This is a genomic window from Haloarcula sediminis (assembly GCF_035656455.1).
Classification (GTDB): Archaea; Halobacteriota; Halobacteria; order Halobacteriales; family Haloarculaceae; genus Haloarcula; species Haloarcula sediminis.
In genome coordinates this window covers 514,583-537,519 of sequence record NZ_JAYMGA010000001.1, presented here as the reverse complement: position 1 = coordinate 537,519, position 22,937 = coordinate 514,583, and the positions used below count along the sequence as shown (strand labels likewise).

At 67.8% G+C, this 22,937-nt stretch carries 28 protein-coding genes; 19 read left to right on the top strand and 9 right to left on the bottom strand.

Translation table 11 applies throughout. The features are described from left to right. Nucleotides 1–54: 54 nt before the first annotated feature. From leuC to VJ162_RS02835, 6 genes are all read left to right on the top strand, one after another. Entirely contained in the window at nt 55–1,521 is a 1,467-nt protein-coding gene (gene leuC, locus VJ162_RS02860; protein WP_324662252.1) for a 3-isopropylmalate dehydratase large subunit, read from the top strand. Continuing rightward, a complete protein-coding gene (leuD, locus tag VJ162_RS02855; RefSeq protein WP_324662251.1) occupies nt 1,521–2,129 on the top strand; it encodes a 3-isopropylmalate dehydratase small subunit in 609 nt (202 codons plus the stop codon). Before leuC ends, leuD begins: the two co-directional genes overlap by 1 nt. A gap of 95 nt (nt 2,130–2,224) precedes the next feature. Continuing rightward, complete coding sequence (locus VJ162_RS02850; protein WP_324662250.1) at nt 2,225–2,869, top strand: hypothetical protein; 645 nt, start codon at nt 2,225–2,227, stop codon at nt 2,867–2,869. A 49-nt stretch (nt 2,870–2,918) separates the two neighbouring features. Continuing rightward, nucleotides 2,919–3,902 carry an isocitrate/isopropylmalate dehydrogenase family protein gene (locus VJ162_RS02845; RefSeq protein ID WP_324662249.1) on the top strand — a complete coding sequence of 328 codons (984 nt, stop codon included), beginning with the start codon at nt 2,919–2,921 and terminating at the stop codon, nt 3,900–3,902. A 92-nt stretch (nt 3,903–3,994) separates the two neighbouring features. Next, nucleotides 3,995–4,753 carry an HTH-type transcriptional regulator GlpR gene (glpR, locus tag VJ162_RS02840; protein WP_324662248.1) on the top strand — a complete coding sequence of 253 codons (759 nt, stop codon included), beginning with the start codon at nt 3,995–3,997 and terminating at the stop codon, nt 4,751–4,753. Nucleotides 4,754–4,905: 152 nt separating this feature from the next. Then, nucleotides 4,906–5,313, top strand: a complete 408-nt coding sequence (locus VJ162_RS02835; protein ID WP_324662247.1) for a type IV pilin N-terminal domain-containing protein — start codon at nt 4,906–4,908, stop codon at nt 5,311–5,313. A 9-nt stretch (nt 5,314–5,322) separates the two neighbouring features. Here VJ162_RS02835 and VJ162_RS02830 read toward each other — a convergent pair whose 3' ends face one another. Beyond that, entirely contained in the window at nt 5,323–6,414 is a 1,092-nt protein-coding gene (locus tag VJ162_RS02830) for a DoxX family protein (protein ID WP_324662246.1), read from the bottom strand. 141 nt (nt 6,415–6,555) lie between these two features. Next, nucleotides 6,556–7,275, bottom strand: coding sequence for a DUF502 domain-containing protein (locus VJ162_RS02825; protein ID WP_324662245.1), 720 nt, complete (start codon nt 7,273–7,275; stop codon nt 6,556–6,558). A gap of 89 nt (nt 7,276–7,364) precedes the next feature. Between VJ162_RS02825 and VJ162_RS02820 the strand changes: the two genes are divergently transcribed. From VJ162_RS02820 to VJ162_RS02805, 4 genes are all read left to right on the top strand, one after another. Continuing rightward, the gene (locus VJ162_RS02820; RefSeq protein ID WP_324662244.1) at nt 7,365–7,844 is read left to right on the top strand and encodes a GNAT family N-acetyltransferase; all 480 of its coding nucleotides are present in this window, start codon (nt 7,365–7,367) and stop codon (nt 7,842–7,844) included. Between the two features lie 223 nt (nt 7,845–8,067). Further along, nucleotides 8,068–9,261, top strand: a complete 1,194-nt coding sequence (gene priS, locus VJ162_RS02815; protein WP_324662242.1) for a DNA primase small subunit PriS — start codon at nt 8,068–8,070, stop codon at nt 9,259–9,261. Next, nucleotides 9,258–10,178: a hypothetical protein gene (locus VJ162_RS02810; protein WP_324662241.1), complete on the top strand. Its 921-nt coding sequence runs from the start codon at nt 9,258–9,260 to the stop codon at nt 10,176–10,178. The genes priS and VJ162_RS02810 overlap by 4 nt, the downstream gene beginning before the upstream one ends. Nucleotides 10,179–10,224: 46 nt before the next feature. After that, complete coding sequence (locus VJ162_RS02805) at nt 10,225–10,710, top strand: TspO/MBR family protein (RefSeq protein ID WP_324662240.1); 486 nt, start codon at nt 10,225–10,227, stop codon at nt 10,708–10,710. A gap of 22 nt (nt 10,711–10,732) precedes the next feature. Here VJ162_RS02805 and VJ162_RS02800 read toward each other — a convergent pair whose 3' ends face one another. Beyond that, nucleotides 10,733–11,851, bottom strand: coding sequence for a S1C family serine protease (locus tag VJ162_RS02800; protein ID WP_324662239.1), 1,119 nt, complete (start codon nt 11,849–11,851; stop codon nt 10,733–10,735). Between the two features lie 83 nt (nt 11,852–11,934). Between VJ162_RS02800 and VJ162_RS02795 the strand changes: the two genes are divergently transcribed. Both VJ162_RS02795 and VJ162_RS02790 read left to right on the top strand, forming a co-directional pair. Continuing rightward, nucleotides 11,935–12,198: a hypothetical protein gene (locus tag VJ162_RS02795; RefSeq protein ID WP_324662238.1), complete on the top strand. Its 264-nt coding sequence runs from the start codon at nt 11,935–11,937 to the stop codon at nt 12,196–12,198. Nucleotides 12,199–12,262: 64 nt separating this feature from the next. Then, entirely contained in the window at nt 12,263–12,973 is a 711-nt protein-coding gene (locus tag VJ162_RS02790; protein WP_324662237.1) for a metal-dependent hydrolase, read from the top strand. Here VJ162_RS02790 and VJ162_RS02785 read toward each other — a convergent pair whose 3' ends face one another. Beyond that, nucleotides 12,974–13,864 (bottom strand): NAD(P)-dependent oxidoreductase, encoded by an 891-nt coding sequence (locus VJ162_RS02785; protein ID WP_324662236.1) that lies wholly within the window; start codon nt 13,862–13,864, stop codon nt 12,974–12,976. 155 nt (nt 13,865–14,019) lie between these two features. On the opposite strand from VJ162_RS02785, the gene VJ162_RS02780 reads away from it, so the two are divergent. Together VJ162_RS02780 and VJ162_RS02775 are read left to right on the top strand one after the other, a co-directional pair. Beyond that, the gene (locus VJ162_RS02780; protein ID WP_324662235.1) at nt 14,020–14,415 is read left to right on the top strand and encodes an OsmC family protein; all 396 of its coding nucleotides are present in this window, start codon (nt 14,020–14,022) and stop codon (nt 14,413–14,415) included. 44 nt (nt 14,416–14,459) lie between these two features. Next, a complete protein-coding gene (locus VJ162_RS02775; protein ID WP_324662234.1) occupies nt 14,460–14,903 on the top strand; it encodes a DUF5799 family protein in 444 nt (147 codons plus the stop codon). Nucleotides 14,904–14,949: 46 nt separating this feature from the next. Here the strand turns inward: VJ162_RS02775 and VJ162_RS02770 are convergent, their stop codons facing one another. Then, the gene (locus tag VJ162_RS02770) at nt 14,950–15,099 is read right to left on the bottom strand and encodes a DUF7557 family protein (protein WP_324662232.1); all 150 of its coding nucleotides are present in this window, start codon (nt 15,097–15,099) and stop codon (nt 14,950–14,952) included. A 118-nt stretch (nt 15,100–15,217) separates the two neighbouring features. Between VJ162_RS02770 and VJ162_RS02765 the strand changes: the two genes are divergently transcribed. Next, the gene (locus VJ162_RS02765) at nt 15,218–16,000 is read left to right on the top strand and encodes a class I fructose-bisphosphate aldolase (RefSeq protein WP_324662231.1); all 783 of its coding nucleotides are present in this window, start codon (nt 15,218–15,220) and stop codon (nt 15,998–16,000) included. A gap of 105 nt (nt 16,001–16,105) precedes the next feature. Beyond that, the gene (locus VJ162_RS02760) at nt 16,106–16,960 is read left to right on the top strand and encodes a translation initiation factor eIF-2B (protein WP_324662230.1); all 855 of its coding nucleotides are present in this window, start codon (nt 16,106–16,108) and stop codon (nt 16,958–16,960) included. Here VJ162_RS02760 and VJ162_RS02755 read toward each other — a convergent pair. Together VJ162_RS02755 and VJ162_RS02750 are read right to left on the bottom strand one after the other, a co-directional pair. Next, nucleotides 16,957–17,154 carry a hypothetical protein gene (locus VJ162_RS02755; RefSeq protein WP_324662229.1) on the bottom strand — a complete coding sequence of 66 codons (198 nt, stop codon included), beginning with the start codon at nt 17,152–17,154 and terminating at the stop codon, nt 16,957–16,959. The two genes, VJ162_RS02760 and VJ162_RS02755, sit on opposite strands and share 4 nt — an antisense overlap. A gap of 114 nt (nt 17,155–17,268) precedes the next feature. After that, the gene (locus VJ162_RS02750; protein WP_324662228.1) at nt 17,269–18,015 is read right to left on the bottom strand and encodes a proteasome assembly chaperone family protein; all 747 of its coding nucleotides are present in this window, start codon (nt 18,013–18,015) and stop codon (nt 17,269–17,271) included. 76 nt (nt 18,016–18,091) lie between these two features. Here VJ162_RS02750 and VJ162_RS02745 point away from each other — a divergent pair, with 76 nt between their 5' ends. Next, nucleotides 18,092–19,123, top strand: a complete 1,032-nt coding sequence (locus VJ162_RS02745; protein WP_324662227.1) for a mechanosensitive ion channel family protein — start codon at nt 18,092–18,094, stop codon at nt 19,121–19,123. Here the strand turns inward: VJ162_RS02745 and VJ162_RS02740 are convergent. Next, a complete protein-coding gene (locus VJ162_RS02740) occupies nt 19,096–19,536 on the bottom strand; it encodes a universal stress protein (protein ID WP_324662226.1) in 441 nt (146 codons plus the stop codon). The two genes, VJ162_RS02745 and VJ162_RS02740, sit on opposite strands and share 28 nt — an antisense overlap. A gap of 179 nt (nt 19,537–19,715) precedes the next feature. Between VJ162_RS02740 and tmcA the strand changes: the two genes are divergently transcribed. Both tmcA and VJ162_RS02730 read left to right on the top strand, forming a co-directional pair. After that, nucleotides 19,716–21,938: a tRNA(Met) cytidine acetyltransferase TmcA gene (tmcA, locus tag VJ162_RS02735; protein ID WP_324662225.1), complete on the top strand. Its 2,223-nt coding sequence runs from the start codon at nt 19,716–19,718 to the stop codon at nt 21,936–21,938. 7 nt (nt 21,939–21,945) lie between these two features. After that, nucleotides 21,946–22,434, top strand: a complete 489-nt coding sequence (locus VJ162_RS02730; RefSeq protein WP_324662224.1) for a DUF456 domain-containing protein — start codon at nt 21,946–21,948, stop codon at nt 22,432–22,434. Nucleotides 22,435–22,524: 90 nt separating this feature from the next. On the opposite strand, the gene VJ162_RS02725 is transcribed toward VJ162_RS02730, so the two are convergent. Next, a complete protein-coding gene (locus VJ162_RS02725; RefSeq protein ID WP_324662223.1) occupies nt 22,525–22,854 on the bottom strand; it encodes a 4Fe-4S dicluster domain-containing protein in 330 nt (109 codons plus the stop codon). Nucleotides 22,855–22,937 lie beyond the last annotated feature (83 nt).

The following is a 22,937-nucleotide window of genomic DNA, read 5'->3' as shown; positions in this document are numbered from 1 at the left end:
CACCGCCGTCGCCAGCGGGCGGGCGGTCACAGCGGACGGAACTGGCGAGACTGTATGAGCGAAAACACACTGTACGACACGGTATGGGACAAGCACAAAGTCGCGGAACTACCCAACGGACAGGACCAGCTGTTCATCGGCCTGCACCTCGTCCACGAGGTGACGAGCCCGCAGGCCTTCGGTATGCTCCGGGAGCGCGACATCGACGTCGCCTACCCCGACCGCACCTTCGCGACGACCGACCACATCGCGCCCACGGAGGCAGAGAAACGGGAGCGGCCGCTGGCCGACCAGCAGTCCGAGGAGATGCTCTCTGCGCTGGAGCGAAACGTCTCCGAGAACGGGATCACCTTCTTTGGCTTCGAGTCGGGCAAGCAGGGCATCACCCACGTCGTCGCGCCGGAACTGGGCCTGTCCCAGCCCGGGATGACGGTCGCCTGCGGTGACTCCCACACTGCCACCCACGGCGCCTTCGGCTCCATCGGCGTCGGCATCGGTACCTCCCAGATTCGGGACGTGCTGGCGACGGGCTGTATCGCGGCCGAGAAACAGAAGGTCCGACGCATCAACGTCGAGGGGAGCCTCGGCGAGGGCGTCTATGCGAAAGACATCATCCTCAAGATAATCAAGGACCTGGGCGTCGACGGCGGCGTCGGCCACGTCTACGAGTACGGCGGCCCCGCCATCGAGGAACTCGACATGGAGGGCCGGCTGGCGGTCTGTAACATGTCCATCGAGGGCGGCGCCCGCGCGGGCTACATCAACCCCGACCAGACGACCTACGACTACCTGGAGGGCCGGGAGTACGTCCCCGAGGGCGAGGAGTACGAGGAACTGAAGGAGTACTGGGAGACCATCTCCTCGGGCGAGGACGCCGTCTACGACGACGAGGTCACCATCGACGTCGACGGGCTGGACCCGCTCGTCACCTGGGGTATCAACCCCGGGCAGGTCGTCGAGGTCTCGGAGCCGATTCCGAGCCCCGAGGACTTCGAGGGCCGCTCCGAGCAGGAGGCCGCACAGCAGGCCCTGGACCACATGGAGCTGTCCCCGGGCGAGTCGATGCTGGGCTACGACGTCGACGTCGCCTTCCTGGGCACCTGTACGAACGGCCGCGTGAGCGACTTCGAGGTCGCCGCGGAGATTCTGGAAGGCAACACCGTCGACGAGGACGTCCGCGCGCTCGCGGTCCCGGGCTCCGAGACGGTCCGCGAGCAGTGTGAGGCCCGCGGGCTCGACGAGGTCTTCATCGACGCCGGCTTCCAGTGGCGACGGGCCGGCTGTTCGATGTGTCTGGCGATGAACGACGACGCCCTGGAGGGCGACGAGGTCTGTGCCTCCTCCTCGAACCGGAACTTCATCGGCCGACAGGGGAGCAAGGACGGCCGCACCGTCCTGATGTCCCCGGCGATGGTCGCAGCCGCGGCCGTCGAGGGCGAGGTCACCGACGTGCGAAGCTACTTCGACGACGGGCAGGCTGACGCGGTTACCGCCGACGACGTCTCGGAGGTGGCTGACTGATGGCCGACGACGACCAGCACATCACGGACGTGTCGGGGGCCGGCGTCCCCATACCGGGCGACGACATCGACACGGACCAGATTCTGCCGGCGCGGTTCATGAAGGAGGTCACGTTCGACAACATGGCGGACTACCTCTTCTATGACGCCCGGCGGGACGACGACGGCGAGTTCAACGACCACCCGCTGAACGTCTACGAGGGGGCCAATATCGCCGTCACGAACAAGAACTTCGGCTGTGGCTCCTCCCGCGAACACGCTCCCCAGGCCATGATGCGCTGGGGTATCGACGGCGTCATCGGCGAGTCCTTCGCGGAGATCTTCGCGGACAACTGCAAGTCGCTTGGCATCCCGGCGGCGACGACGGACTACGAGACCGTAACCGAGATCCAGGAGTGGATCGAGGCAAACCCCGACGGCGACATCGAGATCGACGTCGAGGCGGAGACGGTGACCTACGGCGACACCACCGTCGACGTGGACATCGACGACGCGATGCAGGAGGCCCTCGTCGAGGGCATCTGGGACACGACCCAGCTGATGTACTCGAACATGAGCAAGGTCGAGCGGACGGTCGCTGGGCTGCCGTACGTCGAGTCGGACGACTGACGCGGCCGTCTTTTCGGCGGGCTACCGACACGTAGGGCCCCAAAGGGCGTATAAGCGGACCGTAACTATCCCCCACCGGCCCGGCAGGGCGCGATATGGCCACTATCGACTCCGGCGGACGCTCGTCGCTCGCGGGCGTCCGCGTGACCGGGCAGACGCTCCTGATGGTCGGGTTCACGCTGGTCCAGACGCTCGCACTCGGGCTCTGGCTGACACTCGCCCGGGGCGAGCCGCTCATCTCGGCCGCCTCCGCCGTCGGGTTCGGGGTCCTCTGTCTCGGTCTGGTACTCGAACACGCTCTCACCGACGTGACGGTAAACGGGCTCTCGCTCGCGGCGCTTCCCGGGCGACAGATTATCGGAACGGCCGTCTCCGAGGCGCTGCTGTGGGTTCTGTGGCTCGGCGTCGCACAGCGACTGGGCGGAGTCGACGGTATCCTCGTCGCCGGGGGCCTGTTTGCTGTGTTACTTGTCCCCCACCACACCGTCGAGGACAACGTCTTGCGCGGAGTCGGCCCTTTCGAGTCGGTCGTCGACCTCGGGACTGTCGGGTGCAGCGCCGTCGAAGCCGTCGGTGCGACGGTGTGGCTCCTGCTCGCCTTCGAGGGCGCGCGGTTCGGCGGGCTGCTCGCGGCGCTCGGGCTGGGCGGTGTCGACCCCGCGGCCGCGGGACTGGGGGCGCTTGCCGTCGTCCTCTTCATCGAGCACGACATCGGCGTGGCGCTGGCGAGAGCGGGATAACCCACGACGAACCGAACGATTTTCACCGGCCCCCCGCCTCACGACGGACATGACACACGAGATCGCAGTCATCCCCGGCGACGGCATCGGGCAGGAGGTCACGCCCGCCGCGGTCGACGTGCTCGAAGCGATAGAGACGGTCGACTTCGACTTCGTCGAGGCCGACGCGGGCGACGCCGTCCTCGAAGAGACGGGTGAGGCACTCCCCCAGGAGACACGCGACATCGCGGCCGACGCCGACGCGACGCTGTTTGGCGCGGCCGGCGAGACGGCCGCCGACGTCATCCTCCCGCTCCGGGAGGTCGTCGGCGCCTTTGCCAACGTCCGGCCCGCCCGCTCGTACCCCGGCCTCGACGCCGTCCAGCCCGACACGGACATCGTCTTCATCCGGGAGAACACCGAGGGCGTCTACTCGGGCATCGAGAGCGAGATAACCGACGGCATACGGACGCTGACCCGCGTCATCACCAAGGACGCCTCCGAGAAAATCGCCGAGTTCGGGTTCGACTACGCGAGACAGAACGACTACGACGACGTGACCATCGCCCACAAGGCAAACGTCATGCGCGAGACGGACGGCCTGTTCCTCGAGGCGGCCAGCACCGTCGGCGACAGCCGGGGCGTCGACTACGACACCGCACTGATGGACGCGCTGGCGATGCACCTGGTCATGACGCCCGAGGAGTACGACGTCATCATCTGCCCGAACCTGGCCGGCGACGTGCTCTCGGACCTCGCCGCCGGGCTCGTCGGCGGCCTCGGCCTCCTGCCCTCGGCCAACGTCGGCGAGGACAACGCCCTGTTCGAGCCGGTCCACGGGTCGGCCCCGGACATCGCCGGCGAGGGCATCGCGAACCCCTCGGCGATGGTCCTCTCGGCCGCGATGTTGCTCGACCACCTGGGCTACGACGAGGAGGGCGACCGGGTGCGGGCCGCCGTCGAAGCCGTGCTCGAATCCGGCCCGAAAACGCCCGACCTGGGCGGGGACGCCGGTACCGAGGCGGTCACCGAAGCTATCGTAGACGAGCTGTAACGGCCCGGGAGACGGCCGTCCGCGGCGTTCGTGCAGAAACAAACAGAACCCGGCGGAACTGCTAAGTCTGACGGGACCGCACGTCCGCGTAGATGCTCCCCGCCGAGCGCAAACGCACTATCGTCCAGCTGGTGACCGAACAGGACGGGTGCTCGGTCGCGACGCTGGCCGAGGAACTCGAGTTCTCGAAAGCGACGATCCGCCGCGACCTCCAGGACCTGGAGTCGGAGGGGCGCATCGAGCGCTCCCACGGCGGCGCGGTCCCCGTCTCGTCGGTGGGCCGCGAGCGCTCTTATGACAAACGAGAGGTCGACCGGCTCGAAGCGAAAGAGGCTATCGCGGCCCGCGCGAGCGAGGAGATACGCGACGGCCACGTCGTGTGTTTCGACGCCGGGACGACCACGATGGAGGTGGCACGAGCCGCACCGGACGACGGCTACGTCGGCGTGTCGAACATGCCCGAGATTGCCCTGGAGCTTGCCGACACCGACGTCGACGTGAAGCTGACCGGCGGGACCGTCCGGTCGCGCAGTCACGCCTGCGTCGGCCCGGCCGCCGAGGACTTTCTCGACCAGCGCCACTTCGACATCCTCTTTCTCGGGACCAACGGCGTCACGGCCGACACGGGGCTGTCGACCCCCGACGAGGACGAGGCGGCCGTCAAGCGGGCGATGGTGGCAAACGCCAGGCGCGTCGTGCTGGTGGCCGACAACTCGAAGTTCGGCGAGCGCAGCTTCGTGACGGTCGCCGAGCCGTCGGCGGTCGACCTGTTTGTCACCGACCAGCCGCTGCCGGGCGAACTCGCCGACGCGTTCGCCGACACCGACGTGGTCGTCACGCGCGGAGACTGACCAACGGGGACTTCGACCCGGCGGTCGACGCCCGCCGCGCCCGGTCCCAGTTCGGGAGCGGCGGGCTGAGTGGCATCAGCCGAACAGCCTTATGGTCGTGTACACACGAGTGGGTATCGATGGGACCGCGTACCGCCGACGGAGACCGCGCGATGTCAGAGTCCATCGGCATCGGACTGCTCGTGGGAATGACAGTCGTCGTGACGGCGGTTGTCGGTCTCAACGTCCTGGTCGTCAGCGACGACAGCGGGAGCGGGGTCCCGCAGGCGAACTTCACGTACGATTACTCGGAGGAGAACGGGCTCTTGCTGGTAACACACAGCCGCGGCGACGCGATACAGGCCGGTCGGCTGGAGTTCGAGGGCCCCCGGGGAGAGGCGAAAGCGAACTGGTCACAGCTGGCTGGCAGGAACCGGACCGAGATGGTCGAGCAGGGCGATATCGCCCAGCTCGGCGAGGGCAACGCCTACGGACGGCGCGTGGGCTCCAGGGATACCGTCACCGTCTACTACAACGAGAGCGGCAACCGGACGGAACTCGACCGGTGGCAAGGCGCCTGACCCGGAAGCTCAGTCGGCCGGGATGACGGACTCGTCCTCTCCGACCGCCGGGCGGCCAAACCAGCGGTCGAAAGAGAGCGGTCCGGCGCCGAGCGTGAACACGGCCGAGGCCATACCGAACAGCGCGACGTGGGCAAGCACCGGGTCGTCCGGCAGGCCAAAGAGCGTCACCGTAAACAGGACAAACGAGGTAGCGGCCGCGCCGCGGGTGAAAAAGCCCGCGATGAGCGCCACGCCGACGGCGATTTCCGAGACGCCGGCGCCGACGACCCACAGCCCCGGGTCGACGGGGACGACCGCGGTGAGGTCGTACTTCTCGATGACGGCCAGCCCGCTGCTTGGCTGGGCCAGCTTCTGGATGAGTCCAAGATAGATGAAGGAGGCCCCCATGCCGACACGGAGGATAACCGGAACGTACAGCCGTAGCGGTCGGGTCCGGCTGTCAAGATATGCCTTGAGGAGGTGGACCGGGTCGATTCGACCGTAGATGCTTCCGTCGGTACTCGCGACCTCTAGCAGCATGTCGTCGGCGCTGGGTCGCCCGCCGCCGAGGACGAACAGCGCCAGGAAGATGGGGACGTACTCGACGGCGAGGACCACGCTGGGTTCGGTCACGAACGCCCAGGCGTAGGTCACCAGCCCGACCGTCGCGGCGATGCGGGTCGCCAGCCCGAACAGGATGAAAAAGCCGAGACCGATAAAGAGGACACGGAGCAGCGGGTTCGCACCGACGTTGAACGTCACGGTCGGGGCGAACAGATACCCCTCGAAGCCGGCCCCGATGAGGGGCAGGCCGACGGCGAGTCTGAGCATCCACGGGACGAGGTCGCCGTAGCTCGCCAGCTTCTCTCGCAGGACGACGATGTCGGTGACGGTCGGCCTGACCCAGAGGTAGGCCCCGATACCGACAGTAATCGCGAGCCCGCTGACGAGAAACACCGCCGCGTTGAACGGGTCCGCCAGCACGTCGACGAGGAAGGCCACGGCGTCCATCGTCTCGGCCTCCGGGTCGGTCACGTAGTCGACGTGGGCTCGTACCGGCCGACCGACGACCGAGGCCAGGGCGGCGATTACCACTCCGGTCACTGGTCTGAAAGACATATCTCTACAACAAGGGCGGCAGCTACCTAACCCTGTTCCTCCCCGGGGGTGTCGGCGGAGTACGCCGTCTCGCGGTCGTGCCGGGCGCTCGTCGGTACCGGCCCCGGCGTCGAGGTGATACTGGCTCCGGGGCGGGTAGGTCTACTCGGCGCCCGGAGGACCGGAGCCGACGACCGCCGGGTCGTCGGTATCGCCGATGGCCACCCCGCTGGTGACGATAGAGCGCAACCCCTCTTCGACCGTCATATCCACGTCGTGGACCTTGCTGGTCGGGAGGTGGACGACGTGACCGCCCATCACCGGGTTCGGCGCCATCGGGATGAACACCGTCACCATCTCGTCGTTGCCCGTCGCGTGCTCTATCGCATCGGGCGTGCTCGCAGTGACGAACGCGACGGTATAAGACTCCGGCGTGGGGTGTTCGACCAGCACGACCTCCTGGAAGCTCTGGGTGTCGCTGTCCAGCAGCATCTTGCTCATCTCGTCGAAGCTGGTGTAGAGAGAGCCCACCCCCGGGATGCGCTCCATCGTGGCGTCGAACACGGACTCGATGCGGCCCTGACCGGAGCGTCGCTCCGCGACGAGGCCGATACAGAAGACACTGACGAGGAGGACGACCACAGCGATCAGTTTCACAAGGGCGGCCGGCGTCTCGGACGCTTCGAGCCGGGAGCCGCTCAGCTGGAAAGCGAAGGTGACGACCGGGTCCAGCACGTTCGACAGGGCGTTCACGACGAAGCCGATGACCAGCAGCGTCACGAACACCGGAATCGTCAACGCGAACCCGGTCAGGAGGGCCTGCCTAGCAGTCGCTCTGACCGACGATGTCGGGATGTGGTCCGTCCCACGCATATCCGCCATGGGAGCGTAGACGATTGCGAGTCCCAAAAGCGCCCCGGCGACACAGCGGGCGGTGGAATTATGGTTACGCCAGTCATATCTACTCACCAGTGAGCGTCAACATCGAGACACGGGTCGTCGACCGGGGCAGCGACGACTACGTCGACACAGCATGGCAGCTCAAGGAGGACATCCGCCGCTCCGAGGACGTGCTCCGCCAGCGGCGTGGCTTCTTCCGGAGTGCCTACCGCCGGTCGACGGTCTACCTCTACATCGACCGCGCGACCGATGCGCTCGTAGGCTTTGCCGCTGTCCGACGGGACGGGTACATCCTCTTTCTCGCCGTCGACGCCGACTACCGGGGCCACGGCTTCGGCAAGCGCCTCGTCGCCCGCGTCAGCGAGGACTACGGCTCTGTCACCTGCCACGCCCGTGCGACCAACGAAGAGGCACTGCACTTCTACCAGCACATCGGCTTCGAGATCAGGCGACGCATCGACAACTACTACGAGGACGGCGGCGACGCCTTCTATCTGAAACTCGGCGACGACTCGATCACGGAGAAGCTCTCGAATCTCCTCCGAGGGTAGGTGTCACAGCTCTCCGACGGGAGCGGCCGATACGGAAGCCTGCGAGCGCCTGCTGTCTGGGCCGGAGCCACCAGCGGACGGTGGGCAGTCAACGCCCACCCGACCGCGCGAGGGAGTGCGGTCGGTGTGTCACGATAGCTGTCCTGCGTTCCCAGCGACAGACCCACCGGTCCCGGTCCCGAGACGGGAACCCTTTTGAACCGCTCTGTCCAACGACTGTCCGATGGACGAGCGGACCCGCGAGTACCTGCGCGGTCGCTTTGGCGACCACTACAGACGGTCGTCGATAACGCCGCCGCCGGCCGCGAACGAACGCGAGTGGGGCTTCATCCCGTGGACGGAGGGCCCCGGTGAGACGATGGTCCGCCACCGGTCGCTGCTGGACCTCGGCGACATCGAGGACTTCCTGGGTCGGAAGAAGCCCCGTCACGTCTACTTCTCGGCGGGGCGCTACGACGACCCGAGCGCCTCGACGATGGGCGAGAAGGGGTGGCGAAACTCGGACCTGGTCTTTGACCTAGACGCCGACCACCTCCCGTCGGTCGTGCTGGGCGAGGACAGCTACGCGGAGATGCTCGAAAAGTGCAAGGCGGCGCTGATGCGCCTGCTCAACTTCCTCGACGACGACTTCGGCTTCGAGGAGACGACGGTGGTCTTCTCGGGCGGGCGGGGGTATCACGTCCACGTCCGCGACGAGCGAATCCGCGGGCTCGAACGGGACGGACGCCGGGAGATTGTCGACTACGTTCGGGGCATTGGACTGGAGTTCGACGAGCTGGTCGAGGTCGAGACGGTCGCGGGCACGTCGGGCCGCTCCAGCCCGGCCGACAAACGGACCCTGCCGACTGACGGCGGCTGGGGCGCACGCGCGCACCGACACGTCCTCTCGCAGTTCGACGAGTGGCTAGCGATGGACCAGGAAGACGCCGTCGAGGCGCTGCAACGGTACGACCGCATCGGCGAGGGGAAGGCCACGGCCGCGCTGAACGCAGCCCGGACGAACTACGACCAGCTAGAGGCGGGCAACATCGACGTCCACTCCGCGGTCTACCAGATCGCCCGGCTACTCGCCCAAGAGGTCGTCGCCGCGGACAACGCCCCGATAGACGAGCCGGTGACGACCGACACCAACCGGCTCATCAGGCTGCCCGGCTCGCTCCACGGCGGGAGCGGGCTCGAAGTCCGGCGCCTGGAACGGGGGGAGCTTGCGGCGTTTGACCCCCTGTCCGACGCCATCCCCGAGACCTTCATCGGCCACGAGATAGCCGTCGAAGTGACAGAGGGCGGGCTGGTCGAGCTGGACACCGAGGCCTACGACGGGGATAGCTTTACAGTGGAGGCGGGTCATCAGACAGTACCAGAGCACGTGGGCGTGTTCCTCATGGCACGCGGACGTGCGCGGAAGGCACAGGAATGAAACTCGACGAACTCCAGTCGGTCCAGTCCCGCGAGCGCCAGACCGACCAGCTCCAGCAGTTGCGCGCGACGTTTTACGAGGAGGCCGGCCAGTTCGTCGCCCAGCTGCGCGAGGAACGGGACCGGGCCGCCGAGCGGGCCGAGGACCCGTTTGACTCCCCGGAGGTCAACCGCCTCACCGACGACATCAAGACGGCCGAACAGACCGTCGAAGCCATCTACGAGCGCCGGGTCGGGAAGATCGTCAAGATGGCGTCGCTGGCGGCCGCGGACATGCCGACCGAGGACGGCGGGCTCACACAGGAGGAACGGGAGCTCTTCGAGACGATGGTCGAGGCCATCGAGGGGAACCGCCGGCACGTCCTCGACGTGGTCGCGGGCGAGGCGCCGACCGGTGCCGTCGGCGACGCGTCGGCCTCGGACGCTGCGGAACCGACAGACCGGGGAGATGCCACGCCGTCGCCCGACGTTGACCCCGTGGCAGACGCCCCACCCAGCGGCGACGGCTCGCCCGCCGAGGACACGTCGACATCGCCGGACAGGAGCGAACCGGCCGTCGACGCCGCCGACATCATGGGCGGTGGCGACGGCTCCGGCGTGGAGCCCGACACCGCACCAGACCCCGACGCGTCGGGGGACGAACCGACCGTGACGACCGACGTGGACGCCCCGTCTCCGGACCGACCCGCCGAGGAAGCACGCTCGGCGGTCGAGAACGGCGACGGGGCGGCCGAGCCGGAATCCGGGTCCCCCGGCACGGACGTGGACCGCAAGACCGTCCGCATCACCGACGACGTCGGCGAGATTTTCGGTGTCGACCAGCGGTCCTACGACCTCTCGGCTGACGACGTGGTGACGCTGCCGGCCGACAACGCGGACCCGCTCGTCGAGCGCGACGCCGCCGAACCGCTCGAGTGACGACAGCCTGGCGTAGTTATTCCCGGGAGCGCTCCGACGGACCTGTATGACCCCTTCCACGTCACTCGATAGGGGCGACCTTCCGGGCGTCGTCGCTGCGGTCGTCCTCATCAACCTCGTCGGGAGCGCCCCAGCCGCGCTCGGTGGCCCCGGCTCAGAGTGGTTCCAGTCGCTTGCAAAGCCCGCCATCTACCCGCCGCCGTGGCTCTTTGGCGTCGTCTGGCCGCTGCTTTTCACGCTGCTGGGCGTCGCGCTGTATCTCGTGTGGCAGACGGACCACACCGGTCGGGGCCTCGCCCTCGGTCTGTTCGGGGCGCAGATGGCGTTCAACGTCGCCTGGACGCCCGTCTTCTTCCGGGCGCAGAACCTCGCGCTGGCGCTGGCTGTCATCGTCGGGCTCCTCGCGCTGGCGGTGCCGACCGCGGTCGCGTTCGGCCGCGTCGAGCGGACGGCGGGACTGCTTGTGGTGCCCTATCTGCTGTGGGTCGTCTTCGCCGCGGCGCTGAACTACCGCTTTCTCGTCCTCAATTGATACGCCCGACGAGAGCGGCCAGCTACGGCGGTGGCCGGGTGCCCAGGGTGAGATCGACAGTCTCAGTGGCGCCGTCGCGCTGGAGCGTCACCGCCATCGTATCGCCGGGACTGGTTTCCAGTGCGAGATACGCGGCCAGGTCCTGTCGCGTCGGTGTCGGCGTGTCGTCGAGCCGACGGACGACGTCGCCGCCGACGCCGACCTCGACACCGTCGACCCGAGCCGTGTCGGTGCTGCCCTCCAACACGCCGGCCGAGGGGCCGTCCCGGGCGACCGAGTTGATGTAGACGCCCGAGGCCCGCCGGAGGTCGTTCGCCTCGGCGATGGGCGGCGAGACGGTCGAGAGCCCGACGCCCATGTACGGGTGGTCGTAGGACCCGTCGGCGACGAGAGCCGGAATCACCCGCCGGGCCAGCTGGGCGGAGATGGCAAAGCCGACGTTGTCCCCGCCGCCGGAGTTGATGACGCCGACCACGTCGCCGTCGAGGTCGACCAGCGGCCCGCCGCTGTTGCCCGGGTTGACGGCCGCGTCGGTCTGGATACCGGCGGCGATAGAGAAGTTGTTCGCCCCCCGGAGCGTCCGGTCGACGCCGCTGACGATGCCCTCCGACACGGAGCCCGAGAGCCCGAATGGGTTCCCGATGGCGACGACGCGGGTCCCGATAGCCGGCCTGGCGCCCGCCCAGGGCAGCGGCTCGGTGGCTTCCGGTACCGTGTCGACATCGATGACCGCGAGGTCGCTGTAGACGTCCGTGCCGGCGACGGTGACCTCGCGCCAGTCGGTGTCGGCATAGCGGACGTAGACGGTGTCGCCGGTGGCGACGACGTGTTCGTTCGTGACGACGTGTCGCCCGTCGATGAGGAACCCGCTCCCCGACGCGGGCCGTCCGCTCCCCGAGTAGACCTGAATGGAGACGACGGCGTCGGCCACCTCGTTGTACACGTCGGTGTAGACGCTGCCGTCGCCGACGTTGCTGCCGTCCCGGGTCTGCGTCTCGGTCGCCGGAGTCCGTGGCGTCCCCGCCGTGGCGTCGTCGGACTGGTCAGTGCTGGTCAGGAGCGACTGACAGCCAGCCGTGCCCGTCACGCCGACGCCGACCGCGGCCAACAGTCCCCGGCGCGACAGCCCGTCAGAATCCATGTCCCGCCCTATGGTGAGCGGGAGAATAAAGCCACGGCCGAGGCGGCAGCAACCGCTAAGTAGGACCTTCCCGAACCCCGTGTATGGCAGAGGGCTCGTCTGGCGACTCGCTCCCGTCACCGGGATTCGTCCTTCCGGGTATCCGGACCGCGGTGGAGATGGCGCTCGTGGCGACGATAATCGGACTGTTCGGGCTGCCGACCGAGGACCCGCTGGTGCTTGGCGTTGTGTTGCTCACGGCGCTTGTCGGGATGGTCGTGGTGCTGTTCTGGGCGCTGAACCGGCACATGCGGCGCTGGATTCGCTACGCGCAGGGCAAACCCACGACGCTCGGGATGTTCGATTAACGCGTGCCCGGTGCGATATCGGTGTAGCCGTTAAGTGGCCGCGCCGAGTAGTGGCTGGCGAATCATGGAACTTACCTGGCACGGCCACTCCACCTGGCACGTCACAGTCGACGACACCGACCTTCTCATCGACCCGTTCTTCGGCAACCCCAAGACCGACACCGACCCCGAGGAACTCCACCCCGATTACGTCCTGCTGACCCACGGCCACGCCGACCACATCGGCGACGTGGACCGCTACAAGGGGACGACGGTCGTGGGGACACCGGAACTGGTCGAGTACTGCGAGGACAACTTCGACATCCAGGACACCATCGGGATGAACCTCGGTGGGACCGTCGAACTCGACGACGCCTTCGTCACGATGCACCGCTCGGACCACTCCAACGGCATCGAGACGAGCTACGGCGCCACCGGCGGGATGCCCGCGGGCTACGTCATCTCGGACACGAAGCCGACACAGGTCAGCGACGCCGAGTCGACGACGTTCTACCACGCCGGCGACACCGGGCTGATGACCGAGATGCGCGAGGTCATCGGGCCGTATCTGGAGCCCGACGCGGCCGCCTTACCGGCCGGCGACCACTTCACCATGGGGCCGATGCAGGCGGCCATCGCCGCCGACTGGCTTGATGTCGACTACGCGTTCCCGATGCACTACGACTCGTTCCCGCCTATCGAAATCGACACGGACGACTTCGTCCGCGAGGTGAAGGCGACGGGCAGCGGCGTGGAGCCCGTCATCCTCGACGGCGACGAGAGCTTCGAGCTGTAGCTACTCCTCTCGGGCCTCGACGCCCGCCGTTTCTTCCATCGGTTTGATAACCGCCGCCATATCCTCGCCGCCGTGGCCGCGGGCGCGAGCGGCGCTGAACGCCTCGCGGGCGGCGGCCGTCTGCGAGAGCGGGGCGCCGACCTCGCCCGCCCGATCCAGCGCCAGCGAGAGGTCCTTGAACTGGTAATCGACGGGGAACCGGGGCGCGAAGTCGCCGTCGGCGATGGTCCCGCCCTTGATAGAGAAGAGCGGGCAGTCGAGCGCCCCGTTTTCGACGACGGTGCGCATCGACTCGACGTCCAGCCCGCTTGCCTTCCCGAAGACGAGCGCCTCCGCGAAGGCCGCCATCGCGTCCCCGAGCAGGAGGTTGATGAAGAGCTTCATGTTCGTCCCCTGGCCGACCTCGCCGCAGTGGACCACGGGCTCACACATCGCGTCGAGAACCGGACGGACGTCCTCGACGACGGCCTCGTCGCCGCCCGCCAGCCCGACAAGCGTGCCGTCCTCGGCGGGGCCCACCGTGCCCGAGACCGGCGCGTCGACGAACTGCGCGCCGGCCTCGGTGACGAGGTCGGCGGCGGCCATCGTCTCCGCGTAGCCGATGGTGCTCATCTGGACGACCGTGGTGTCCCCGTCTACGCCTTCGAGGATGCCGCGGTCGCGTTCGAGCAGCTCGGCCACGGCGTCCCCGTCGCTGACGATACAGCAGACCACGTCGGCCCGCTCGGTGAGGTGTTTGGGCGAGTCTGCGACGGAGACGCCCGCCTCGGCGAAGGGCTGTTCGCGGTCGGTCGTCCGGTTGTAGACCACGAGGTCAAAGCCCGCGTCGTCGAGGTTCCACGCCATCGGTGCGCCCATCGCGCCCAGTCCGATGAAGCCAACTGTCGTCATGGGGCTCCGTTCGGCCGCGAGCGTCTTGAATCCCCGGCGACTGCCGGCCACAGGAAGCCACGGGCCCGCCGGTTCTCGCGGACTGTGGCGCCGTTCGAGGCTGGCGGCCACGTACCGACCAAATTTATACGCTGGGCACCGACCCCTCGAACGTTATGGCAGATATCGAAATCGAGAGCACGTGCGAGGACGGGTACACGGTCGAGAGTATCATCAACGGCGAGTGGGAGCTCATCGTCGACGCCCTCTCCGAGGACGGTCCCTCGCCCAACGAGGTCCTGGCGGCCGACTACGCCTCCTGTTACATCCCGGCGCTGCGCGTCGCCGCGGGGAAGTACAACTACGACGACATCGGCGAGGTCGAAATCGAGGTGGCCGCCGACCTGGACGAGGACGACGACTTAGAGAGCATCGCCTTCGAGGTCTCGGTCAAGGAATCGCTTGGCGACGAGGAACGGGATATCGTGGAGCTCGCGGAGGATATCTGTCACGTCCACTCCGCGCTGATCGAGGAGCTACACGCCGATATCAGCATCGAGTCAGGCGTCTGAAACGGCGCAGAAACGCATTTCCCGTCGGCCCCCGATGGTCCGGTATGACCGACGACGACTGGACCGGCCGCATCGCCGGCGAACGGATGACGGTCGACAAGCAGTTCGCGGACAGAGTCGAAGCTTCCTCGTTTTCCAGCCAGCAGTGGGGGCTCGTGATGACGGCCGTGGAGTTCGATATCGAAGGGGCCGGAGACCCCGAGACGGCCTCGCTCGTCGCCGACACGTCGAAGCTCCCGTCGATTCTGCCGGAACTCGACAAGGTCGGCCAGGGCGGCCCGATGGGCGGTGGCGGCCCGAGCGACGACGGCGGCTCCGGCGGACTGCTCGACGGCGTGAAAGCGGCGCTGGGCCTGGCCGGCGGGGACAGCGACGAGGAGCGCACCGAGGAGGCCGAACAGCTCGCACAGGCCTACGCCGACGAGCTACAGCAGGAGCTACGGGCGAACGGGCGCTGGGAGAACATCTGCGAGCAGGCCGACGGCTGACGCGGCCCACCGGCCAAAACTGCGCGCGTGTCTCACCGGTGGTGTGTCAGTACTCGTCGCCGCCGTGGAACAGCGTCAGCTCCTCGGCCTCGTAGATGTTGATGAGTTCGGTGACGAGCTCGTCGTAGGACTCGTCTTCTACCCGGAGGTCGTCGAGGCGCTGAACCGTCTCCTCGTCGAGTTCTACTGTCGGCATGAGTGATAGTTCGCCCCCCAGCCACATAACGCCGGTGGATCGGACAGAAACGAACACGAACGCGAGTGAAAACACAGAACCGAAATCTGTTAGTGGTCCTTCTCGGTAGCTTACACCCATGCGACCCCTCGGAGACTCACCGCTCGTTCGTAACGACAAGACGCTTGTACTGGCACACGACCACGGGATGGAACACGGTCCCAAGCAGTTCTCGGGCGTCGAGGAACGGCTCGACCCGAACCAGATATTCGAGATGGCGACCCACGACGCCGTCACAGCCCTTGCAGTGGGGAAGGGGCTGACCGAGACGTACTACCCGAGCTACACGGACGACGTGAACCTCCTGGCGAAGCTCAACGGCGGCTCCGACCTCTGGATGGGTGACCCCTACTCCGCCCACAACTGGTCCGTCGACTACGCCGCCGAGCTGGGCGTCGACGCCATCGGCTACACCATCTACCCCGGCGTCAACAAGGAGCCGGAGATGTTCGAGGACTTCCGCCCGGTCCAGGAGGCGGCCCGTGACCACGACCTGCCGATTGCCCTGTGGGCCTACCCGCGCGGCCAGGCGGTAAAGGAGCACCGGAGCAAGGAGATAATCGCCTACGCCGCCCGACTGGGCCTGGAGCTTGGCTCTGACTTCACGAAGGTGAAGTACCCCCGGAGCAAGGAGGCGATGGACTACGCCGTCCGCAGCGCCGCCGACAACCGCGTCCTGCTGTCGGGCGGTTCGAAGTCCTCCGACCGCGAGTTCCTCGAACTCGTCGAGGAGTGTATGGACGTCGGCGTCTCCGGGCTGGCCGTCGGCCGCAACGTCTGGCAGCGCGAGAACCCCTACGAGATGCTCGACATGCTCGAAGAAGTCGTCTTCGAGGGCGCCAGCGCGGACGACGTGCTGTAGCGGCGACCACCGGTCCCGACCAATTTTTTCGCGTCGTCCGCGGACGCTACCGACCGCCACCCGGCGAGGGGAAAACACATATCCACGCGGCTGCCATCCCCCAGTATGATCGACGAGACAGTCGCGGAGATAGAGGAGATGCAGACCCACAGCTCCTCTGTCGTCGCGGTCAAGGCGGCCACGGCGCTGCGGGAGCTGACGGACCGCGAGTTCCCGACCGTCGAGGAGTACGTCCGGACGCTGGAGCGAAACAGCCACGCCCTGCGGCGGGCCAACCGGTCGCACGCGTCGTTACACACTACCCAACAGGAGATCGTCGACACGGTCGCCGACGCCGACCCCGAGGACGTCTCGACGGCCAAGGGGCTGACTGTCGAGGCCATCGACCGCGTCGTCACTGACGTGGAGGCCGCCAAGGACCGCGCCGCCGAACGCGGGGCGGCGGCGCTTGCCGACGAGGATGTGCTTTTCACTCACGACTTCTCATCGACGGTGCTTGCGGCCATCGAGACGGCCGTCGACGACGGCGCGACCTTCGAGGTGTACGTCTCCGAGTCCCGCCCGCGATATCTGGGTCGAAAGATGGCCCGGAAGCTGGGCGCCATGGACGGGGTCGACGTGACGCTGCTGGTCGATGCGGCCACCGGCCACTACCTCCCGGCGGCCGACCGGGTCGTCGTCGGGATGGACTGTATCGTCGACGAGACGCTGTACAACCGTATCGGTACGTACCCGCTGGCGACAACGGCGGCCCGGGAGGAGGTGCCGATGACGGCTATCGGCGCCGACTCGAAGTTCGTCGACGGCGCCTTCGCCTTCGAGAACGAGGTCCGCTCGCCCTCGGAGGTCCATCGCGAACCGGCCGACGAGTTCACCGTCGGGAACCCGGCCTACGACGCGACGCCGCTGTCGCTACTCGACTCGATTATCACCGACAAAGAGACCCGCAAAGTGAGTTAGTTTCCGGGACGGCTACTGATTACCGTGTGACACCACGGACACCGGTAGGCACGTCCTTCGTCGGTCCGTTCGATGTCCCAGTCGCCGGTGACCGAGCTCTCGTGGCCACAGGAGGGACAAAACAGCATCGTCTTCTGGCGGCTTTCCGGGGGCGGTGCAGTGGCAGTCGCGTTCGCGGGGACGGTGGAAGTCATCGTCTACACGAAGGGGCCGAACAGTCAAATAAGTGTTGGCAATCTGTTTAATTATTCACGTAAGAATCCCACATCCCGTGACAATAATCGCCACATTCCGTGTGATAGCCCTACTCACATGTACATTCGGTCGTCCGGCATCGTTCGTTCGTCCGCCGCTTCGACGCGTTCGGCCAGCGCGCGGTACTGTGCCTCGACGGTGGCAGCGAACGCCTCCAGCGGGCCAGTGTCAACGTCGAACCCGTGTGCTTCGGTCAGCGCTTCGAGCAGGCGGATAGCCGCGGCCGCGTCCGGCGCCTGGGGGTGGGCCGGCGTCGTGAACACCCCGATGGGTCGCTCGCCGTCGCCGATGCCGTCGGCCACCAGTTCGGCCGGGACGCCGTCGAGGAAGCCGGTTCCCATCGGCCGGATGTCGGTGTCGGCAAGGAAGCGGTCACGGTAGTCCTCGGTCGCGATGTAGAACGGGACGTGGTCGTCGGGACCGTGGGCGACCGGGACACCGGTGAGGACAGTGAGGCTTTCGGGGGCCAACCGGTCGGCGAGCCCGGTGACGGCGTCCGCGACGCCGCCGGCCCCGTCGACGGGGACCATGCGCTCGCCGACGACCACGCCGAGGGACCGCTCCGCGTCGACGTAGAGCCGCGTGTGATGGCGCGGGACCCCGTTCTCGAACGGCGTGATACGCGGCGGGCCGGCGTCGGCGAGATGGCCCGCCTGTCGCATCGCTAGCTGGTCGGAGAGGTAGTCCACGGCGGTGAGACCGGCCAGGCCGTACTCCGTGAATCCAACGACGAGCGCGTCGATGTCGACGGCGGCGTCTACCGTCTCGAAGTGCGGTGTCGGGCTGTCGGCAGTTGGCATGGACCGGTGTTGGGCACCCCACGGCTTGCCTTTTTCGAGGGGAACGTTTTTCTCGCCGTACCAACCACTGTGTTCCATGCATCCCGGCCACGTCTTGCAGTTGGGGCTCTTACAGTCTGGGACACCGGCCGGAGGGGGACAGCCGTCCGACCTGACCCAGACGCTCGTCTCGTGGCTGCCCTTTACTATCGACCCGTGGCTCGCCCGCGTGCTCACTACGGTCGTCGTCATCGCGCTGGCGTGGGTTGCCTCACGGCTCGTCGTCCGGCTGTTCGGTCGGCGTATCGCCCAGTTCTTCCGCCGACCGAGCCTCACACGGACGGCGTTGCGGGGCATCCGCGTCGGGATATACATGTTCGCCCTGCTCTCTATCATGGGCGTCTGGGGGCTCCGTATTCGCGATATCGGGGTGTCGGTTGCCGTCTTCTCGGCGGTGGTCGGTGTCGTCGTCGCGCCCATCGTCGGGAGCTTCATCTCCGGAGTCTTCCTGCTGGCCGACCAGCCCTACGAGATCGGCGACATGGTAGAGCTGGCCGACCGTGACCAGCGCGGCTTCGTGGAGGACATCACGCTCCGACACACGAAAATTTTCACGCTCGACAACTCCTTTCTGGTCATCCCCAACGGGACGATGCGGGACCGCGACGTTATCAACTACTCGGCCGAGGACCCCCGGACGCGGCTCTCGCTGGACGTGCTGGTCACCTACGAGAGCGACATCGACGAGGCCCGAAAGCTCATCGAGCGGTCGGCCAGAGAGGTCGACAACGTCATCGGGGGCGGCCCGGACATCCGCGTCGGTGCGGCCCGCTACCCCGCTGCGCCGACCGCCTACATCAACGAGTACGGCGACCATGGGGTCCTGTTGACGCTTCGCTACTGGGTGACAGAACCGTACAAGCTACTCGCGGCCCGTTCGAAGGTCCAGACCAACCTCGCCGGCATGGTCGAGGACGCCGACGTGGAGTTTGCCTACCCCCACTCGCACCTGCACTTCGACGAGACCAGCGGCGCGATGGAGGTCGCGATGGCCGACCGGTCGGCGCGGGAGACGGGCGCCCGGTTCGACGCGGCGGGGCCTCAGTCCTCCGACGCGGACGGGGAGTGACGCGGCGCCCCCTGGGAGCTTACCGTGACGATATCGCAGTCCAGTTCCTCCCGCAGGAACCGCTCGATGTCGGGGTCGTCGACGAGGCGTCGTATCATCGTCCGCCAGCGGCTGACCTGTTTCGTGCCGATGACGACCACGTCGGCGTCGTTCGCCGCGACCTCATCGAGGATGGTCTCCTCGACGAGCATCCCCGACCGGACGATAAACCGGCTCCGCGGGACGTGGCCGAACTGCTCCTCGACGGCCCGTTTCAGCGCCGCCCGCGATACGCGTGTGCTGTTCTGATAGAGGTTGACGTGGAGAACAGTGAGGTCGGCGTCTTCTTCCTCGGCTATCCTGATCGCCTCGGCCAGCGTCCGTCTGGAGTCTTTCGTCAGCGGGTAGCGGACCGGGACCACAACCTGTGGCATTTGACACGGCTTCGATACCGGGGGGTAAAACCCTAGCGGCCCGGGTATCAACCGACGGTGTCCGGACTGTATCGGGCGAAGGTGGTGTGGCACCCTGGAGACCCGTCGGACGAACGACCGGCGGGCGAGGCGTTCGGCGTTTCCGTCAGTTCAATACGGACCCACGGCCCAGAACCGGTATGGAACTGGCCCGGGAACTGCGTGGGGAGGCAAAGCGAGCCGACGAGCGGCGGGTACTCGTCCTGACCGGGGACCCGGCCGCGACCCGCGACCGGGCGGCCAAAGCGCTTGCAGCGACCGACATCCCGGCCGGAGAGACGACGGTCCTCGGTCCAGAGTCGGTGGTCGGCTGCGAGCGCCACGAGCAGCGCCGCGCCGCCGAACTGCTGGGCCGGACGCAGTCGACCGTCATCGTCGACGCCCATCGCGAACTCAGGCCCAACGCGCTCGGGACCGCCGTGGGCGCCGTCGATGGGGGCGGCCTGCTCCTCCTGTTGACGCCGCCCCTGGAGGACTGGCCCGACCGCCGGGACGAGTTCGACGGGTCGCTCGCGGTGCCCCCCTTCGACCGTGAGTCAGTGACGGGTCACTTCCGCCGTCGGCTGGTCGAAACCGTTCGCGCCCACCGCGGCGTCGCGGTCGTCGCCGTCGGCGAGGACGACACCGTCGAGAAACCCGGCCTGACCGACCCGTCGCCGCGTCGCCCCCGGTCTGCGCCCGACCCCCCGACCGACCACGCCTTCCCAATCGCGACCTACCAGGCCTGTCGCAGCGCCGACCAGCGAGACGCCGTCCGTGCGCTCGAATCACTCGCCTCCCCCGGCCACGCGGTGGTCGTGGAGGCCGACCGCGGACGGGGCAAATCCAGCGCCGCCGGACTGGCCGCGGCCAACCTCGCCCGGGAGGGGCGGGACGTGCTCGTGACCGCCCCACAGTACCGCAGCGCCGGTGAGCTGTTTACCCGGGCCGCGGGGCTGTTGGAGACGCTCGGCGAGCCAGTCGAGCGGGACCGGGAGGGCTCCCCCCACCGGCTGACAGTGGCGGGCGAGGACGCCGGGGGTTGCATCCGCTACGAGCCACCGGACAGCGCGGTCGACCTGCCCGGCGACCCAGACGTGGTCCTCGTCGACGAGGCCGCCGCCCTGCCCGTCCGTCGGCTCGAAGCGCTGCTCTCGGCGCCGTCGGTGGCTTTTACCACGACCGTCCACGGCTACGAGGGCGCCGGGCGGGGCTTTTCAGTACGGTTCCGCGAGCGGCTCGACGACTGCGACCACGCCGTGACCGAAGTGTCGATGACCGCGCCCATCCGGTATGCCGACGCCGACCCCGTGGAGGTGTGGGCGTTCCGGGCCCTGCTGCTGGACGCCCGGCCGCCGGTCGAGCCGCTGGTCACCGGGGCGACGCCGGAGACGGTCGCGTACCGACGGCTCACCTCGGACGAGTTACTCGCCGACGAACACCTGCTCCGGGAGGTCTTCGGACTGCTCGTGTTGGCCCACTACCGGACGGAGCCGACCGACCTCGCGCGGCTGCTCGACGCCCCGAACCTGACGGTCCGGGCGCTGACCTACGGGGGACACGTCGTCGCGGTGGCGCTGCTGGCCCGGGAGGGCGGGCTGGCCGCCGAGACGCGCGAGCGGATGTACGACGGCGGGCGGGTCCGGGGGAACATGATTCCGGACGTGCTGACGACACAGCTCCGGGACGGGGAGGCCGGCGTCCCCGTCGGCCAGCGCGTCCTCCGCATCGCCACCCACGGGGCCGTCCGCTCCCGGGGCCTGGGGTCGCGCCTGCTCTCGGAGGTGCGAGCCGAGTTCGCCGACAGCGTCGACTGGCTGGGCGTGGGCTTTGGCGCCACCCCCGAACTCCTCGACTTCTGGCGGGAGAACGGCTACCGGACGTGTCACCTCTCGACCTCGCGAAACGACCGCAGCGGGGAGTACTCGGCCGTCATGCTCGACCCCTGTAGCGACGCCGGCCGCGAACTCGCGGCCCGCCACGCCGGCTGGTTCTGTGACCGCATCGGCGCCACGCTGACCGACGCGCTGGCCGACGCCGACCCAGACGTGGTCCGGGCCGCGCTCGGGGCAGCCGACGCCGAACCGACCGCCGACCTCTCCGCCTGGGAGTGGCGTCTGGTCGCGGGCGTCCCCAGTGGCGCCTCCATCCTCGATACGAACCCGGCCCCGTTCCGACGGCTCGCGCTCCGACATCTTGTCGCCCCCGCCGAGCCGGAGGCGCTGTCGGCCCGCGAGCAGCGCCTGCTCGTCCGGAAAGTTCTACAGGCCCGCCCGTGGCATGAGGTGACAGAGTCCATGGCGTTCGTCTCCGAACGCGAGTGCAAGCAGGCCGTCGCCGGGTGCGTCGAAACGTTGACCCGCCTCTACGGCGAACCCCCGTAGACACGCGATGTTTCTCACCCCCGAAACCGGGCTCGTGGTCCTCGCCTTCCTGTTGCTCGTCGCCGGCGTCGTCGGCAGCCTCGTCCCGCAGGTCCCGGGCGCGCTCCTCTCGCTCGCCGGCGTCTTCACCTACTGGTACGCCACCGGCGAGCCCGGGACCGGGCTCCTCGCGGCGCTTACCCTCATCGGCGTCCTGACCTGGGTCGTCGACTTCGCCGGGGGCGCACTCAGCGCCCGGGCCGGCGGGGCCTCGAACGCGACGGCGCTGCTCGCGGGCGTGGTCGGGCTGGTGCTGTTTTTCTTCACCGGTCCGCTCGTCATGATTCTCGGCGTCGCCGCGACGGTGTTCGTCGTCGAGTTCTACCGCCAGCAGGACGCCCGCAAGGGGGCGAAAGCCGCCCTGGTCACGACCGCCGGGATGCTGGCGTCGAGCGTCGCCCAGGCGCTGCTGACCGGTTCGATACTGCTCGCGATGGTCGGAGTCGCGCTGTTGTGAGGTGAGTACAGGCGGGGCCGCATTCGAGAAGCGACGACAGATAGTCCGATACGGCCGATACTACGGGGGTAGCTATCTTGGCTGTTCCGCTCAGGTGCGGTTCTCCCGGCCGGGGTCGACGTCGATGGCGTCGACCGGACAGACGTCCACACACAGCATGCAGTCGATACACTGGTCCTCGTGGGTCGGGTCGGCCTTTATTTCGCTTTCGGGGTGGTCAGGTGTGTCCACCCACTCGAAGACGTCGACGGGACAGTCCTCCAGACAGGCGCCGTCGGCGAGACAGATATCGAAGTCGACGGCGACGTGCGTCCCGTGGATGCCGAGCGTCTCGGGTTCCTCGACGGGACCCCAGACGTCGTGACCCTCGTGCTGTTCGACGACGTCACGATTCGTTTCGAACTCCGGGTCGATAGCCATACCACCGGTTCGACCTGGCGTGCCCTTAACTCTTCGATGGGGTGAGAACGCCGCCCGCGGCCGGTCAGCGACGTACGCGACGC

Bases quoted from the DNA above. Each gene is read 5' to 3' on its own strand.
- VJ162_RS02730 (WP_324662224.1), top strand. From the start codon at position 21,946: ATGTTTCTCACCCCCGAAACCGGGCTCGTGGTCCTCGCCTTCCTGTTG.
- VJ162_RS02725 (WP_324662223.1), bottom strand. From the start codon at position 22,854: ATGGCTATCGACCCGGAGTTCGAAACGAATCGTGACGTCGTCGAACAG.
- tmcA (WP_324662225.1), top strand. From the start codon at position 19,716: ATGGAACTGGCCCGGGAACTGCGTGGGGAGGCAAAGCGAGCCGACGAG.
- VJ162_RS02825 (WP_324662245.1), bottom strand. From the start codon at position 7,275: ATGGCGGATATGCGTGGGACGGACCACATCCCGACATCGTCGGTCAGA.
- glpR (WP_324662248.1), top strand. From the start codon at position 3,995: ATGCTCCCCGCCGAGCGCAAACGCACTATCGTCCAGCTGGTGACCGAA.
- VJ162_RS02775 (WP_324662234.1), top strand. From the start codon at position 14,460: ATGACCGACGACGACTGGACCGGCCGCATCGCCGGCGAACGGATGACG.
- VJ162_RS02800 (WP_324662239.1), bottom strand. From the start codon at position 11,851: ATGGATTCTGACGGGCTGTCGCGCCGGGGACTGTTGGCCGCGGTCGGC.
- VJ162_RS02745 (WP_324662227.1), top strand. From the start codon at position 18,092: ATGCATCCCGGCCACGTCTTGCAGTTGGGGCTCTTACAGTCTGGGACA.
- priS (WP_324662242.1), top strand. From the start codon at position 8,068: ATGGACGAGCGGACCCGCGAGTACCTGCGCGGTCGCTTTGGCGACCAC.
- leuD (WP_324662251.1), top strand. From the start codon at position 1,521: ATGGCCGACGACGACCAGCACATCACGGACGTGTCGGGGGCCGGCGTC.
- VJ162_RS02785 (WP_324662236.1), bottom strand. From the start codon at position 13,864: ATGACGACAGTTGGCTTCATCGGACTGGGCGCGATGGGCGCACCGATG.
- VJ162_RS02740 (WP_324662226.1), bottom strand. From the start codon at position 19,536: ATGCCACAGGTTGTGGTCCCGGTCCGCTACCCGCTGACGAAAGACTCC.
- VJ162_RS02830 (WP_324662246.1), bottom strand. From the start codon at position 6,414: ATGTCTTTCAGACCAGTGACCGGAGTGGTAATCGCCGCCCTGGCCTCG.
- VJ162_RS02780 (WP_324662235.1), top strand. From the start codon at position 14,020: ATGGCAGATATCGAAATCGAGAGCACGTGCGAGGACGGGTACACGGTC.
- leuC (WP_324662252.1), top strand. From the start codon at position 55: ATGAGCGAAAACACACTGTACGACACGGTATGGGACAAGCACAAAGTC.
- VJ162_RS02760 (WP_324662230.1), top strand. From the start codon at position 16,106: ATGATCGACGAGACAGTCGCGGAGATAGAGGAGATGCAGACCCACAGC.
- VJ162_RS02850 (WP_324662250.1), top strand. From the start codon at position 2,225: ATGGCCACTATCGACTCCGGCGGACGCTCGTCGCTCGCGGGCGTCCGC.
- VJ162_RS02770 (WP_324662232.1), bottom strand. From the start codon at position 15,099: ATGCCGACAGTAGAACTCGACGAGGAGACGGTTCAGCGCCTCGACGAC.
- VJ162_RS02755 (WP_324662229.1), bottom strand. From the start codon at position 17,154: ATGACTTCCACCGTCCCCGCGAACGCGACTGCCACTGCACCGCCCCCG.
- VJ162_RS02795 (WP_324662238.1), top strand. From the start codon at position 11,935: ATGGCAGAGGGCTCGTCTGGCGACTCGCTCCCGTCACCGGGATTCGTC.
- VJ162_RS02810 (WP_324662241.1), top strand. From the start codon at position 9,258: ATGAAACTCGACGAACTCCAGTCGGTCCAGTCCCGCGAGCGCCAGACC.
- VJ162_RS02835 (WP_324662247.1), top strand. From the start codon at position 4,906: ATGTCAGAGTCCATCGGCATCGGACTGCTCGTGGGAATGACAGTCGTC.
- VJ162_RS02845 (WP_324662249.1), top strand. From the start codon at position 2,919: ATGACACACGAGATCGCAGTCATCCCCGGCGACGGCATCGGGCAGGAG.
- VJ162_RS02805 (WP_324662240.1), top strand. From the start codon at position 10,225: ATGACCCCTTCCACGTCACTCGATAGGGGCGACCTTCCGGGCGTCGTC.
- VJ162_RS02790 (WP_324662237.1), top strand. From the start codon at position 12,263: ATGGAACTTACCTGGCACGGCCACTCCACCTGGCACGTCACAGTCGAC.
- VJ162_RS02750 (WP_324662228.1), bottom strand. From the start codon at position 18,015: ATGCCAACTGCCGACAGCCCGACACCGCACTTCGAGACGGTAGACGCC.
- VJ162_RS02765 (WP_324662231.1), top strand. From the start codon at position 15,218: ATGCGACCCCTCGGAGACTCACCGCTCGTTCGTAACGACAAGACGCTT.